The organism is Klebsiella terrigena (assembly GCF_012029655.1).
In the GTDB taxonomy this organism is placed as follows: Bacteria; Pseudomonadota; Gammaproteobacteria; order Enterobacterales; family Enterobacteriaceae; genus Klebsiella; species Klebsiella terrigena.
In genome coordinates this window covers 894,224-909,606 of record NZ_CP050508.1, presented here as the reverse complement: position 1 = coordinate 909,606, position 15,383 = coordinate 894,224, and the positions used below count along the sequence as shown (strand labels likewise).

At 52.7% G+C, this 15,383-nt stretch carries 14 protein-coding genes; 1 reads left to right on the top strand and 13 read right to left on the bottom strand.

The features are described from left to right. Positions 1–255: 255 nt before the first annotated feature. The 9 genes from HCK03_RS04435 to HCK03_RS04395 form a co-directional block, all read right to left on the bottom strand. Complete coding sequence (locus HCK03_RS04435; RefSeq protein WP_041147103.1) at positions 256–1,275, bottom strand: acyl-CoA--6-aminopenicillanic acid acyl-transferase; 1,020 nt, start codon at positions 1,273–1,275, stop codon at positions 256–258. A gap of 19 nt (positions 1,276–1,294) precedes the next feature. Beyond that, complete coding sequence (gene glnQ, locus HCK03_RS04430) at positions 1,295–2,017, bottom strand: glutamine ABC transporter ATP-binding protein GlnQ (protein ID WP_143717854.1); 723 nt, start codon at positions 2,015–2,017, stop codon at positions 1,295–1,297. Between the two features lie 2 nt (positions 2,018–2,019). Beyond that, positions 2,020–2,676, bottom strand: coding sequence for a glutamine ABC transporter permease GlnP (gene glnP / locus HCK03_RS04425; RefSeq protein WP_135184014.1), 657 nt, complete (start codon positions 2,674–2,676; stop codon positions 2,020–2,022). A 53-nt stretch (positions 2,677–2,729) separates the two neighbouring features. Further along, positions 2,730–3,482, bottom strand: a complete 753-nt coding sequence (gene glnH / locus HCK03_RS04420) for a glutamine ABC transporter substrate-binding protein GlnH (protein ID WP_041147105.1) — start codon at positions 3,480–3,482, stop codon at positions 2,730–2,732. Between the two features lie 132 nt (positions 3,483–3,614). Next, a complete protein-coding gene (locus HCK03_RS04415; protein ID WP_143717490.1) occupies positions 3,615–4,166 on the bottom strand; it encodes a carboxymuconolactone decarboxylase family protein in 552 nt (183 codons plus the stop codon). Next, positions 4,163–5,506 carry an aspartate aminotransferase family protein gene (locus HCK03_RS04410; RefSeq protein ID WP_041147107.1) on the bottom strand — a complete coding sequence of 448 codons (1,344 nt, stop codon included), beginning with the start codon at positions 5,504–5,506 and terminating at the stop codon, positions 4,163–4,165. The genes HCK03_RS04415 and HCK03_RS04410 overlap by 4 nt, the downstream gene beginning before the upstream one ends. Before the next feature lie 133 nt (positions 5,507–5,639). Further along, positions 5,640–6,497 (bottom strand): MurR/RpiR family transcriptional regulator, encoded by an 858-nt coding sequence (locus HCK03_RS04405; RefSeq protein WP_135184011.1) that lies wholly within the window; start codon positions 6,495–6,497, stop codon positions 5,640–5,642. A gap of 304 nt (positions 6,498–6,801) precedes the next feature. Continuing rightward, a complete protein-coding gene (locus tag HCK03_RS04400) occupies positions 6,802–7,749 on the bottom strand; it encodes a hydroxyacid dehydrogenase (RefSeq protein WP_041147109.1) in 948 nt (315 codons plus the stop codon). Beyond that, the gene (locus HCK03_RS04395) at positions 7,746–8,441 is read right to left on the bottom strand and encodes an RraA family protein (protein ID WP_167691189.1); all 696 of its coding nucleotides are present in this window, start codon (positions 8,439–8,441) and stop codon (positions 7,746–7,748) included. Before HCK03_RS04395 ends, HCK03_RS04400 begins: the two co-directional genes overlap by 4 nt. 166 nt (positions 8,442–8,607) lie before the next feature. Between HCK03_RS04395 and HCK03_RS04390 the strand changes: the two genes are divergently transcribed. Then, on the top strand, positions 8,608–9,324 hold the full coding sequence (locus HCK03_RS04390) for an IclR family transcriptional regulator (RefSeq protein ID WP_143992194.1): 717 nt from the start codon (positions 8,608–8,610) through the stop codon (positions 9,322–9,324). 39 nt (positions 9,325–9,363) lie between these two features. Here the strand turns inward: HCK03_RS04390 and HCK03_RS04385 are convergent, their stop codons facing one another. The 4 genes from HCK03_RS04385 to chrA form a co-directional block, all read right to left on the bottom strand. After that, entirely contained in the window at positions 9,364–10,698 is a 1,335-nt protein-coding gene (locus HCK03_RS04385; protein ID WP_148250368.1) for an MFS transporter, read from the bottom strand. 58 nt (positions 10,699–10,756) lie between these two features. Further along, positions 10,757–12,025: an MFS transporter gene (locus HCK03_RS04380; protein WP_167691188.1), complete on the bottom strand. Its 1,269-nt coding sequence runs from the start codon at positions 12,023–12,025 to the stop codon at positions 10,757–10,759. Continuing rightward, positions 12,015–13,070, bottom strand: a complete 1,056-nt coding sequence (locus HCK03_RS04375; RefSeq protein WP_167691187.1) for an amidohydrolase family protein — start codon at positions 13,068–13,070, stop codon at positions 12,015–12,017. The genes HCK03_RS04380 and HCK03_RS04375 overlap by 11 nt, the downstream gene beginning before the upstream one ends. 919 nt (positions 13,071–13,989) lie before the next feature. Continuing rightward, positions 13,990–15,357 carry a chromate efflux transporter gene (gene chrA / locus HCK03_RS04370; protein WP_167691186.1) on the bottom strand — a complete coding sequence of 456 codons (1,368 nt, stop codon included), beginning with the start codon at positions 15,355–15,357 and terminating at the stop codon, positions 13,990–13,992. Positions 15,358–15,383 lie beyond the last annotated feature (26 nt).

Sequence of the window (15,383 nt, the reverse complement as noted above, 5' to 3'; positions counted from 1 at the left end):
AGCTATGAGCGAACAGCGGAAGTTCGCACCTCCAACAACTACATGACTAACATTGAGGTGCCTTATTCAACGGGGGAGCAGGCTACAATCTAGCTGGTTATCGGAGGAAGATAAACCAGCACAGAAATTACAAACTATCGGCGATTGGCTTACCTGCTGTTTATCCATAAATTTTATTCAAGATAGAAATCTTTAACTATCTGCATAGCATGACTCCTTCTTAATCAATTATCACTGCAGCATCAAGCTATCACATTAACGCACTTCCCCCTGTGATTCGGCAGCGTCGCGATTAATACCGAAAATTTGCCACCTGACATGGTTTGCATCGAGGGTGAAAACTGCCGTGGCGAGAGTGTTCTCATCATCCGGATCGTCGGCAGCCAGCCGGAAAATAGGCAACACGGTATCATGTTTATCAGAGAGAATGCCTTTTGCCGCTGTGGCGTCAAACGGGTGGTGATTCTCCAGCCACTGCGCCAGACGTAGTTGACGCGACGCAGAGCTGTCCGTTACTACCTGCTCAACGTAAGCAAGAGCGGCATGCACAAGATGGTTGGCATGTCCGGCCACTGTCGTCAGTGGCATAACAGAACAGCCGCTGCCCGTGGCCTCAACACTGAACAGCCGCGTATCGCCCATCTGCCCCAGCATATGATGAAATGCCCCGGCGCGTGGCTGCCCGGTTAGAATGGTGATGGCTTCGTCGAGGGTGTTTGCATTCAGCGAGGCACGGGCCAGTATCTGGCGCGGCAATCCCTGCGGGCGATGCACTGCACGGATGTTATTAACCGTGTTAACGATACCTTTTTCATTCACCGCAAAGGTGTGGCCGCAAATCGAACCCGGATAGGCAAAACTGGTAAAACTCAGACCACACTCCGGAATAATGGTGACCAGCAAGCAGTCATCGCGTAACTGGGGAAAACCATCTTCGTTATGCGCAATAATCCGCTCGCCAGCTGCGTTTATCCCGGCAACCGTTGTACAGCCATCCGACGTTGAGCGCACCAGGTCGCCACGGCAGTTCCAGGCAAAGACCTGATCAATGGTGGCCTCCAGCCCCTGCGCCAGCCCTTCCAGCTCCAGCCAGATTTGCGGGTAATGTGTCTGCACTGCAGCACGCATTACCTGGGTCTGAGCGGATGACTGCATGGTCATCACCGTTTGCCACAGCGGCGTAAGCGTCAGTTTCTGATGCCAGGCTTCACGGCCAAACTCGCCAAGACGCAGGCCAATCTCAAACGAGGAACCACTGATGTCGATTTTTTTCATGCGATGCATTCACTTATGTTCAGGAAACGTGCTGTAAAAATTCTTTCAGGCGCGGATTGCTACTGGCATTCAGCAGAATATCAGGCGGGCCGTCTTCAGCAATGGTTCCACCATCAATAAAAATCAACCGCGACGCCACATCGCGTGCAAAGCCAATCTCGTGCGTCACAATAACCATTGTCATCCCCTCATCCGCCAGTGAACGCATCACTTTCAATACTTCATGGCGCAACTCCGGATCGAGCGCAGAGGTTGGCTCATCAAACAACATCATTTTCGGTTTTACCGCCAGCGCACGGGCAATAGCCACGCGTTGCTGCTGACCGCCAGAAAGCTCGGAAGGATAGTGATCGGCACGTTCGCGCAGTCCAACACGATCCAGCAGTGCCAGTGCCTGTTCGCGGGCTGCCACTTTACTCATTTTGCGCACGCGGATAGGCCCAAACATCACATTCTCCAGCGCCGTCAGGTGAGGAAACAGGTGAAATTGCTGAAACACCATCCCCGCTTCGCGGCGGATATCGCACTCGTTGACGTGGGGATCGGTCAGGTGCATCCCGGCGACCAGCAAGGTGCCAGAGGAGATCTCTTCCAGTTTATTGATGCAACGCAGCAGCGTCGATTTGCCCGAACCGGAAGGACCGATAATCACTACCACTTCACCGGCATCAATTTTCAGATTGATATCGTGCAGCACCTGCGTGGTACCGAAATGTTTAGCGACCGCGCTAAATTCAACCATGCTCATAAAATATGGATCCTTTTCTCCAGTCGCTTCAGCAGGAAACTCAGGCACAGGGTGACGGCAAGGTAGATCAGCGCTACTGCTGTCCAGACTTCAAGGGCACGGAAGTTCCCGGCGATGATCTCCTGGCCCTGACGCGTTAATTCCGCGACGCCGATAACAATAAACAACGAGGTATCTTTGATGCTGATGATCCACTGGTTGCCCAGCGCCGGGATCATGCGACGCAAGGCCAGCGGCATAATCACGTACCACAGCGTTGCACGCTGCGATAATCCCATCGCCAGACTGGCTTCTTTAAATCCTTTATTGATGGACAAAATCGCACCGCGCGTGATTTCTGCAATATACGCGCCAGAGTTAATAATAATGGTGACAATCGCGGCCGTAATTGGGTCGATACGAACAGGCAGTAGCATTGGCAAGGCAAAATAGATAAACATCACCTGAACCATAATTGGCGTACCGCGAATCAGCTCAACGAAAATTAATGACACCGTTTTCGCGATACCGCTTCCCAGAGCACGACAGGTTCCTGCCAGCAGACCAATAATAAATCCGCCCGCTAAACCGACCATTGAGATCAATAGTGTCAGTTGCAGCCCCTGTAATAACAGCGGCAGCGATTCCCATATATACTTCGTTTCGAAATTCATAATGAGGTCAATTCACTCTCGGTTCAGGCCGGTGTTAACCGGCCTGACGGGGGTTATTTGGGTTGTTTGTTAAACCATTTGAAATAAATTTTTCCGTAGGTGCCATCCGCGCGTAATGCCTGTAACGCTGCATCGACTTTCGGTGTCAGGCTGCTGTTTTTCTGCATTGCAAAACCATATTGCTGCGGCAGAATGCTGTCCGTTTCCCCGGTCGATTTCACCTTGCCGCCACCGGCGGTTTTCACGTAGTACAGCACGTTCGGGGAGTCGTGAACTACCGCATCCAGGTTGCCTGCCTGCAAGTCGAGATAGGCGTTATCGATGTTAGGGAATTCGACATAGTTGGCTTTATATTTGGATTTCATGAAACTTGCGGCTGCGGTGCCCTGCTTCAGCCCCACTTTTTTACCGGCCAAATCGCTGAATTTGGTGATAGATTGATCACCGCTCTTCACCGCCATTAAGAGGTCCGCATCGTAGTAGCCCTGGCTGAAATCAACGACCTGTTTGCGGGCATCGGTAATGGTGATCCCGGCCATTGCCACATCCAGATTGCGCGATTGCAGCCCCGGAATTAAGCCACCGAAATCCATAGGACGTAATTCGTAGCTGACATTCATTTTCTTCGCAATGGCATCCCATAAATCGATATCAAAACCGACATATTTATCACCTTGTTTAAATTCAAAGGGAACGAACGCCGTATCCACGCCCACTAATAATTTATCTTGTGCCATCGCGGCAAAACTTGCCGAACAGGCTACCAGTGCCAGTGTAATCTTTAATTTTTTCAATAATGCAGACATAATAACCCTCAGCGTAATTAAGACAGCAAACAGGAGTTTTCGCGCAACACCATAAAAATGATATTGTCGTTGAGAATAAAAACTGTATCCCTACATTCGCACGCAATATAAAAATAAATGCGTGCGAATTATTTATGCGGGAATAATAAAATCCCTGGTGTCGGGTACAGGCGTCTGCGCGCCGTTCATGATCATTGAAAGAAAGCTGTAATAACCGTTGATACCAATCAGATCGACAACCCCCTTTTCACCCCACAGGTCGATTGCCTGTTGCCAGATGTCGTCACTGACTTTTTTATGCTGATGCAACTGCTGGCAAAAGTGGTAAACCACCCATTCATCAGCCGCCAGCGCCTCGGGTCGACGCTGTTCATTAATGGCCTGTACAGCCTGTGCCGCGATCCCTTTTTCCCTGGCGATTGGCGCATGAATAGCCCATTCAACCGGTTGCGACCAGTGACGCGCGGTAAGCAGGATTGCCAGTTCCGATAATCGCAGCCCAATCGCGCTACGGTAGCGCAGATACTCACCCATCCGCTGCGTATGCGCCATCAGTTCCGGGCTGCGCAATAACGGTTCAAACGGCGGCAGCAGTGCGCCGCGCGGGCCGTTGATGATCTCCTCCGCAAGCTGGCGTTGTTCATCGCTCCACTGCTGTTCCGACAGTGCAGGTAAACGGTTCATGGCTGACGGCTCGCCAGTTTATGCGTCTCTTCGCTGATGACCTTACGCAGGGTATCAACCACGAAATCGAGTTCTGGACGGCTGACAATAAACGGTGGTGCAATCAGAATATGATCACCCAGTTGACCATCAACAGTTCCGCCCATCGGATAGACCAGTAACCCTTGTGCCATGCACTGCGCTTTGAGAGCAGCATGCAGTTTCAGAGCTGGATCGAATGGCGTTTTGCTCGTTTTATCGCGTACCAGTTCCACACCAGCGAACAAACCCCGACCGCGTGTATCACCAACATAAGGTAACTCGCCCAGCACGTCATGCAGTGCCTGCTGCAAATACGCGCCCTGCTGCTGCACCTGTTCCAGCAAATGATCCCGCTCGATAACCTGTTGCACTGCCAGTGCAGCTGCTGCTGCCGTCGGGTGGCAGATATAGGTGTGACCATGCTGGAACATTCCACTACCAGCCTGTAGTGCGGAAACGATTTTCTCACTGGCCAGCACCGCGCCAATGGGCTGGTAGCCCCCGCCTAACCCTTTTGCGATGGTCACGATATCAGGGACAATGCCATCCTGCTCAAAGGCGTGCAGCGTGCCGGTACGCCCCATGCCGCACATCACCTCATCAGCGATGTACAAAATGCCGTATTTATCACACAACCGACGAACGCCCTGCAGATAACCCGGCGTTGGCGGAGTTGCGCCGGTGGTTGCACCAACCACCGTTTCGGCACAAAAACCGATAATTTTTTCCGGTCCGGCGTCCAGAATGGCCGCTTCGAGTTCGCCAAGCAAACGTTCGGTGTACTGCTGCTGGCTTTCACCCGCCGCACGGTCACGATACTCATTACAGGCCGATACGCGCACCACATCCATCAGCAGCGGCGCGAACTGGCGGCGGCGCCACTCGTTACCACCAACGGCCAGCGCACCCAGCGTATTACCGTGGTAGCTTTGTTTACGGGCAATAAACAGCGTGCGCTCCGGTTGCCCGATCTCAACAAAATACTGGCGCGCCAGCTTCAGCGCCGTTTCAACCGCTTCCGACCCGCCGGAGACGAAATAGGCGTAGTTCAGAGAATCGGGCGCGGTGCGGACGAGTTGCTCTGCCAGTTGTTCCACCGTATCGCTGGTGAAAAAACTGGTGTGGGCATAGGCCAGTTGATCGATCTGCCGGTGCATCGCCGCCAGCACATCCGGGTGGGCGTGACCCAGACACGAAACCGCTGCACCGCCGCAGGCATCCAGATAGCGTTTACCACTGACATCCGTGATGTAAGCCCCTTGCGCACCGACCGCCACGACTGGCGTGGTACGGAGGCTGCGGTGAATGATTTGACTCATGCTTTTCTTCCTGCTTTAGAAATCGCTTTCGCGTAAGTTGAAAGCATCTTGCAGGATCCATTTGAATCTCGTCAATGCAACAATGATTCAAATGCATTTCATTTTCTTATGATGGAGGCAAATGAATCATTTGTCAGGGTTTTCCGGGCATCACATACGCCCCAGAGCTTTGAAGATAACGTTCTGCGCTCTCAATTTTACTCACCGCCTCCCGTCCGTGGTGAGCAACAAGCATTGCCAGCAAACACTCTGCGACACCCATACCGGCTGCCACCGAAGGGAAAAATGACGGACTGCTGAGGGAGAACAGCAACGTGCAATCCGCAGCCTGCGCCAGCGGCGAAACCGGCGAATCGGTGATGGCGATAATCCGCGCCCCGGCCTGCCTGGCAGCATTGAGAACGTCGAGGGACTCGCGGGAATATGGCGCAAAGCTGGTCAATAACAGGCAGTCTTCTGCCGTGATCTCGCGGGTGAATACTTCGATATTACTGGCCAGCCCGTCAATCAGCGACACGTGGCGATTGAACAATCGGTAGACATAAAACAACGACCAGGCGATGGGAAAGCTGGCGCGGAAACCGCAAATATAGACCTGCTTCGCCTCATCCAGCAGCGTAACGGCTTGCTGCATGGAGTGCTGATTCTCAGCCTGGGTGAAGGCCAGATTGGCCTGATGCGCGAGGAACACCTCTTCGTACAGTGCGGGTTGCGTTCCTTTCGCGATCAACTTTTCCGCCTTAGATACATATGTATCATTTAGTAAGCCGAGATCGTCGATAAAGGCGCTTTTCAATTCCCCCCAACCGTTATAGCCCAGACGCTGCGCCAGCCGTAATAGCGTGGCAGGTTTAACCCTGGCTTCTGCGGCGAAGGCGCGCATAGATTGCACCACTAACTGGTTGGCGTTTTGCAGGGAAAATTCCGCCGCGCGCTGGAGTTCAGGCGACAGCAGGCTGAACTGACTCACAATGTTTTCACGAAGATTCATGGTGTTTCGTTATCATCCGAAAGAGTGTATGCGGCGGAAATCCAGCCGATGAAAAAGTATATATAAACACAATTCGCCATAATTGCATCATGGCAGAGATGGAGATGCCCTGTAGTGGTATACCGATTTTGGTCACATAAGCAGAAGTGTGAAATGTCCGCTCCTGGCACAAAGCAGTCTACAGTAACGGCCAGTGGCCGCTATGAGCGAACAGCAGACCTTTCACTTGTTACAAAAAATAATGCATAAGTTATAGCAGCCCCGAACAAGCCGGAGCTGCTAAAAAAACAGGAGGGAATAAAATTTAGTACGTTGTCTCTGTCTGAGATAACTCCTGGAGCACCTGCAAAATGTTGGCTGCTGCGGTTGTACCCATTTTCACGTAAGAGGCGTCGCTTACGCCACCAACGTGTGGAGACAGAATGACATTTTCGACCCGCTCCCAGATGTGCGGCGTGGTTAATGGTTCACTGTTAAAGCTATCGAGCGCCGCCCAGCGCAACGCCCCCCCTTTTAATGCCGCTGCCAGTGCCGCATCGTCGATCAATCCGCCCCGCGCGGTATTGACCAGGATGGCGCCAGGTTTACACTGGGCCAGCGTAACGGCATTTATCATTCCCCGATTTTGTTGCGTTAAGGGACAATGAAGGGACACAACATCAGCCTGCGTAAGAAGATTTTTTAGTACATCAACACGTTCGCATTCGGGGGGAACAGTGGTGGCATAAGGATCGTAAGCCAGCACCTTCATACCGAAGGCGCCGGCAATTTTCGCCACGCGGCTACCAATCGCGCCCAGGCCTATTAGCCCCAGCGTTTTGCCTTCCAGTTCGAGCGATTTATGCGTCGATTTATCCCAGTGCCCTTCACGCAGGCGGCGGTCAAGCGGAATGATTGACTTGGCACAGGCCAGAATTAATGCCCAGGCGTGTTCTGAAACCGCGGCGGCGTTAGCGCCTGTCGCCGCGCGAACCATCACGCCGCGCGCCGATGCCGCTTCGACGTCAATGACATCAATGCCGCTGCCATGCTTGGAAATTACCTTCAATGCCGGAGCGGCATCCATCACAGATGCCGCAATCTTGCCATAGCGCACTAATATGGCGACCGGATTATGCTGCTGGCATAATTCTATCAGTTGGTTTTCTGTTGGTTGGCGGCCAGCAAATACGAGTTCATAATCTTCCAGCATGCCGAGCGCCGCTTCAGCCAAATCGCTGCCGGTAACCAGTACGACTTTTTTATCGCTCATGGCAATGCCTCCCCTTCGCTCAGCATACCCGCCTGACGCAAAGCGTTCTCCAGCCAGTGTGGGCGAAGATCGCCGCCGTGGATAGCCGATAGACGTTTTTGCTCCCCTTCCAGTTTACCTTTTGCCAGCTCAATGATGGTGCGTACTTCATCGCGGGGGATAATCACGACGCCGTCAATATCCCCAACCACCAGGTCACCCGCCTGTACCGCGGCGCCCGCTACCGAAATAGCATGATTGACCCGACCTGGAATGAACTTGGTGGGACCGCACGGATTAAGGCCGGCTGCGAAAACAGGAAAGCTTTGTTTGCTTAAGGTTTCAGCATCGCGAACTGCGCCGTCAATGATGATACCTGCGATGCCGCTGGCCAGTGCCTGCGTTGCCATGATCTCACCCAGTAAAGCGCAGGAGAGATCGCCCTTGCCGTCTATCACTAGCACATCGCCAGGTTTGGCGATGGCCATCGCAGCGTGAATAGCCAGGTTATCTCCCGGGCGGACCTCTACGGTAATTGCCGGGCCGGCCACAGCCATATGCGGCGCCAGTGGCTTGATACGGCCATGTAATGTGCCGCGGCGTCCGGCCACATCAGCGAGAATCGCCGCCTGATATTCGGCGGCCTGACGGACCTCCTCCGCGCTGACACGCTCAATATTCAAATTTATTAATTTCTGTTGTGAGGCAGGCATGGTTAGTCTCCATTTGTTTTACTATGTACAACATGAATGTACTATATAAAACAACTATACGAGCATTGCTTCTCTTTTCGCCAGCGTTGCGAGCTTGTTTGTGATGTAAACACGAAGTTAATCACAAAATTCAGGTACAATTTTGTTCGGCCAAAAGGAGAGAATGATGGGGAATGAAGGCGTAATTGCCGTTGAAAAGGCGCTCGCTTTACTGGATTGTTTCCGGCCCGGTAATGACAGCCTGACGTTAACTGAGCTGGCCCAGCTCTCGGGATATCACAAAACCACCGTTTATCGCTTAATGAATTCGCTTGAGCGTATGAACTACATTATCCGGCATGACGATGGCACCTATTCGCTCGGCCACCGTCTGCTCTATCTCGGCAAGCTTTATGAGCAATCATTTCAGCTTGCGAGAATTGTACAACCGGAATTGCAGGCGCTGTCTCAGGCCTCCAGTGAAAGCGCGAGCTGGTATGTGATAGAGGGCGGCCAACGCCTGTGTCTGTTCCGCGCCGAAGCTTCAGAGGGATTACGCCATAGCAACCTGCCCGGCAGTCAGTTCCCACTGGATGGCTCCGCTATCAGCAAAATTTTACGTCATTGGGGACTGGGGGAGGCACTTCCGGAAGACGAAGAAACCCTGCCGTTCTATACCTCTGGCGCGCGCGATCCGCACACTGCGGCCTTCGCGATGCCGGTTTTTGGCGTCCACGATAACCTCATCGCGGCACTGGCGCTGACAGGACCGTCATCGCGTCTGACTGCAGACCGCAAAGAGAGCGGCCTCAGCCAGCTAATGCGAGAGACGGCCAACCGCCTGTCGATCAAGTTAGGGGCCAGTAAACCCTTCTGCGAAAAGTTTTACGGTATAAAAGAATAACGTATGTTGAAAAGGCGGGAAAAATCCCGCCTTTGCTTATTAATGGGTGACCGGTTTTTCCTGACCGGCAGGCTGCGAGTAATGGCGTCCTATGATCAGCACCGCGATGCCGCCTGCCAGGCACAAGCCAGCCAGTGGTAGCATCGCCAGCGTATGGCTTCCTGTCTGTTCGCTAATAACACCATAGGCATTCACCATCACCACTCCGCCAATCAGGTTGGCTATCGCGCCGATTGCCGCCAGCCCCGCGGCGGCTGACGTGCTGCTCATCCAGCCTGTGGCCAGCGCCCAGAATGGCCCCTTCGCCGAATAAGCGCCAATTAATATGGTACTGAGAATAACAATGGTCATCGGCAGCGACAGATTGATGAACGCTGCGAACACGCCAACCGCAATCATAAATAGGGTGAGAGCCGTGTGCCAGCGACGTTCATTGGTGCGATCCGAACTCCGTCCCCAGACAATCATCAGCACCGAGGCCAGGCCATAGGGGATGGCATTAAGCAGCCCGGTGGTCAGGTTATCAAGATGGAAAGACTTTAGTAGCTGCGGCGACCAGACGCTAAGCGTGGTGCCAGCAGACGACGCGCCGGCGTAAATCAGCGCCATAAGCCAGATTTGGCGGTGCTTCAATAGCTGCCATGTGCTGATGTGGTCGATTTGTTTCTGCTGTTGGCGCTCGGCATCTAACGTGTTTTCCAGCCACGCTTTCTGCCGCTCGTTCAACCAGCCAGCCTGATGCGGGCGGTCCCGCAGAATAAAAAATGCGGCTATCCCCAGCAGCACCGCAGGCAGCCCTTCAATAAGGAATAACAGATGCCAGCCGCGCATCCCGAACAAGCCATCCAGCGTCAGGATCAAACCTGAAAGCGGTGAACCGATAAAGTTAGCCAGCGGAATGGCCACCATAAAAGAGGCAATAATGCGCCCGCGGTAACGCGAAGGGATCCACCAGGTAAGATAGAGCACCACGCCAGGGAAAAAGCCCGCTTCCGCCGCTCCCAGCAGAAAACGCACGATATAAAGGGAGGTTGTATTTTGCACCAGCGCCATACACATCGACACCACTCCCCAACTGATCATAATCCGCGGGAGCCACAATCGTGCGCCCACCTTCTGCATCGCCAGGTTGCTGGGTACCTCAAATATAAAGTAGGCCACAAAATATAAGCTGCTGGCGAAACCAAAAGCCGCCTTGCTCAGGCCCAGATCCTCATTCATCTGTAGCGCAGCCATACCTATATTGCCCCGGTCAATAATCGAGACCAGGTAGCTTACGACCAGAAAAGGCAGGATGCGCCAGATAACCCGCCGCATGGTCTCTTTTTCTAGCGCGTCGTTGTCGATAGCGCTATTCGGTAATTGATCGGTCATTGTTTCCTCGCAGGGTTTCATTATGTTTATCAGGAAAACGATGTAGAGATGTAATACCTTACTTCAGCTTGATGCCTCTGGTTTCCGGCACCAGCCACACCACCACCATTGCCGCCAGGAAAGCGACCACGGTAGTCGCCAGTCCCGCAGTGAAACCGCCGGAGCTGGCGACCGCGCCGATGAGTAGGGGCGCGATAAACCCGCCCAGCCGGCCTCCGTTGTAGGCGAGCCCCATCAGGAAGCCACGCGATGACGTATCTCCGATGATTTCTGCCAGGAAGGGTCCCGAGCCCGCAAAAATACCGTTAACACCAAAACCAGCCATGAAAATCGCCAGCATCAGAATGAAGGGTTGAGTAGTAACAAGGTAAAGCGCAACAGCCATGGCGCCCGTTAACAGATAAATCAGGAACATCGGACGACGCCCCCATTTATCCGCCAGCACTGAAAAGACCAGAAAACCTGCGATCGCCCCGACCTGCAACGCGAGCACAAATTTCAGGCTGTGTTGAAAATCCAAATGTTTTACTTCCCGTAGATAGGTTGGTGTCCAGGTAAATACACCCCAGAACAGATACTGAATAAAGAAGATAAAGACGAAAGCCAGCAGCAGGCCTTTCAGATTTTGTTTGCCCAGCATCGAGGCAGGTTGAGTGCGCTTGGCTTTCCCCTGCTGCCGTGCAAGCCAAACCTGTGATTCCGGCGTGAACCTGGCCACCACGCTCATAATGAATACTGGCAGCGCGCCGATCATAAACAGATAGCGCCATGCGCCCTGCTCCAGGCCGCCGTTAATCGAGGTCACGATTGCCGTCAGGCTGATAGCCAGGATAGCGCCAACAGGTAAGCCCATTTGCATCAAAGCGCCGCCGCGCGCACGCCGTTCAGGTCGCCAGGTTTCAGCAATCAACGCCGCACCTGACGTCCACATTCCGCCCATACCCAGCGCACCGCAAAAACGCAAAAGAGCGAAATGCTGTTGATCATGCGTAAAGGCTAACAGTCCGGAAAAGAGTGAATAGATGGCGATACAGGTCAGAGCCGTTTTTACACGACCAATTTTATCGGCGATAAAACCAAAAAGGATCCCGCCGATGATCTGTCCACCGGCCGTTACGCTGATAAGCAGTCCAAGCTCGCTTTTATTCACGCCAAACACCACTCCTAATACCGGCAATAGCAATGAGAGTAGAAATGAGTCGTAGCTTTCAAATACCCAGCCAAGGCCACCCAGCGCCAGCGTTCGTTTCTCAGCCACGTGCTGAGGCAAAGAGTCTGTCGTCGCTTTAGTCGCAGTAAACTGCTTGAGCTCGCTTTTACTGGTCATTGATATTCTCCACAGAGGTTATCCGGTAGCAGGTTGCGGCAGTGCGCCAGAACAACTGCGCCTGTTCGTCAGGGGAAGCCTGTTGCGCCAGGCGTTTGCAGGCATTCCAGAAGACGCCGTAGCTGAACATGCCTTTGTCGACCGGAAAGTTACTGGCGAACATGCAGCGGTCCACACCGAAAAGAGAAACGATCGTCTCAAACCACGGTTGCCAGGCCTGTGCCAGCATTCGCGAATCCGGCGGTGTCTCTGCCATTGCGAAGTGAAATCCCCTCACCGTCATGCCAAAGCCGCTAATTTTTACGCATACGTTCGGCAGTTCCGCCAGATGTTGCATACTCCTTCGCCACTGCTGAAACATGTCAGGATCCTTTTCTGAATAGGGCCCTACGCCGACTGGCCCGCCGCAGTGATCGAGCACAATCTGTAGCGTTGGTATTTGCCTCGCCAGCTCGGCAATTTCATCCAGTTGCGTGTGGTAAACCCACACATCAAGCGACAATCCATTTTTCGCGAGGCAGACAGCGCCCCGGCGGAACGGAGCGCTCAGCGCCAGGCTTGCCGGTGGCGCAACCGGGCTGGACGTTACCCGCGGATCCGGATGCCAGGCCAGTGGATTACGCATTCCGCGCAACCGCCCGCCTGATAAAGCCAGCGCACTCTCGATGGCAGGCTGCATCGCATCGCCCGCTAGCAAGCTAAGGCCGCCGATGATGGCTTCACATCCGAGAGCGTTTGCATAATGTCCGCTGGCGAACATCGCGGCTATACCACCGGCAAACTCGATTTCACCAAACGGTTTCAGCGTTTCCGGCCCTTCGAGCCGCAGCATAGAGCGGCACTGCACGTAGACCGATGAGAAAACGCGATGCCCTGAGGTCTGGATATCGTCGCTGAACTCATGGGTGAGATAGCGTCCGGTTTGCCGATCCCAGAGATGATGATGCGCATCAATGATGGGCAGTTCGGGTTGTAGTGGCGCCTCACGATGTAGCGCAAGCCACTCGTTTCTGACCGCAAGATGCGGTGCGGTAACGATCTCCATGAACACCTCGTATTTGTTGTACCTTGTACAACTGTGTTTTATTTTACAAAACTACTATAACGAGGCTGTCGCGTTTTTATCCAGTTAACGGTTGGTTTAAATGATGTAAATAAGAGGTGAATCACAGATGTTTCATCTCGTGAAACGGGAGGAAAGTTAAGAATCGTGAAGTATTAATTATTTTTCAGTGAGTTAAAGATTGATTCAACACTGATTAACGCAGACGCTATTCAGTTGGTATGCACCTGCCAAATAAAACGCAATAGTCGTCTGGCATCGGTAATGCAGTGAAGCCGCCATGCTCTGACAGATTTCACTCATCTTATCGCCCCTTGTTTGTCAGAATTACCATAACCTCCTACAGATATTACAATACCTATATCCGGCACAGTGCTGCTGTTGCAGCTCTGACAACCTGAGACTTCAATCGATTCAGAGATCTCTAACGCATCATCGACTTCAATGCCCAGATAACGGACTGTGCTTTCCAGCTTCTTATGGCCCAACAGAAGCACGGTGACGTGTTCATACTCAAATCTCCTGCAATGTGGGAGATTTGAGTATGGTTGTCCCTTATGAGCGAGGGGTGGACCTGTAAGTATCCCTGCAAAACGAACCATGCACTTTTTGATATCTAACCTAACGTGTCGTAATGTCCGAGGTGTCCCCTCTTATGGCACAAAGCAGTCTACAGTAACGGCCAGTGGCAGCTATGAGCAAGGAGCGGACATTGACCTTATAGCATAGCTGGACCGTTCTCTGGATATTCTCTAAAAGCGAATGGTTCGGTTAAGCGGGATACTTACAGACTGAGCGCAGGTTGTCTGGCGAATGAGATGTGCGTGCTGATGGCTGTGGTTCAAGCACAACAGAGCCAGAAACATGCGGACGGCTCAGGAATCAGCCAAAGGAACTGTAATCATGATAAGAATAACAGATGCAAAATCAGCCCCATAATAGCGCAAGCGGCAATAACATGTGTCACTTTATATTTAAAGCGAAACAGAGCAACCGCTGCTGCGAGAGCAATTAAAGCAGCTACCCAGTCAATATTGCCGGCAAAGCCTTCTGGCCACAATACATGATAACCGAAGAATAACGCCAGATTGAGAATGACGCCGACGACGGCTGCAGTGATAGCAGTGAGCGGAGCAGTAAATTTGATATCGCCGTGCGTGGTTTCTATAAATGGACCACCAGCCAGGATAAACAAAAAAGACGGAAGGAATGTAAACCAGGTTACGAATGCCGCAGCAACAGCACCACCGAGGAAAAGGTGCTCTGACCCAAATACAGTATTTGTATATCCGCCAACAAATCCAACAAAGGCGACAACCATAATTAAAGGACCGGGGGTAGTTTCGCCCAATGCCAGGCCGTCGATCATCTGGGTGGGGGTCAGCCAGTGGTTATTAACAACGGCCCCCTGATAAATATAAGGTAGTACAGCATAAGCTCCACCAAAGGTGAGCAGTGCTGCTTTGGTAAAGAACCAGCTCATCTGCGTTATCGGATGTTCCTGGCCCAGAGTAAGATAAAGTGTTCCCATCGGGAGTACCCACAGTAGTGCGCTACTAACGACGACCCACATCAACCGTGACCACCTGAAAACAGCATGCTCTGGTGTCGGAGTGCCATCATCAATAATGGCCGGGCCATAAGATTTATCGGTTCCGGCATGTGCACCACCACCTTTGAAACTTCCGGGGGAGAAATGCCCACCGATGAAGCCTGTCAGCGCCGCTGCCAAAATGATAAGAGGGAACGGGATTTTCAAAGCAAAGATCGCCACAAAAGCGGCAGCGGCGATTGCCCACTGAGTACTGTTGCGTAGCGCCCTGGAGCCGATGCGATGCGCTGCCTGCACGACAATAGCGGTGATTGCGGGCTTGATGCCATAGAATAATCCCGTGACGATGGGGAGATGACCCCAGGCGATATAAATCCAGGACAGGGCGATTAACACAAATAGTGAAGGCAGAACAAATAATGCCCCGGCCACAATACCGCCCCGGGTACGGTGCATCAGCCAGCCGATATACGTTGCCAACTGCTGTGCTTCAGGTCCGGGTAATACCATGCAATAATTCAGCGCATGCAGAAAGCGTTGTTCCGAGATCCAGCGCCGGTTTTCCACCAGTTCCTGATGCATTATTGATATTTGTCCCGCCGGACCGCCAAAACTGATAAATCCCAGCTTCAGCCAGAATAAAAACGCTTCCCGGAAACTGACCGGATGAGGGGGACTTTCTGTAGCGGTAACAGCAAGCGACGGACTTTTATTCATGATGTTCAGACCCCATTCGATAAGTC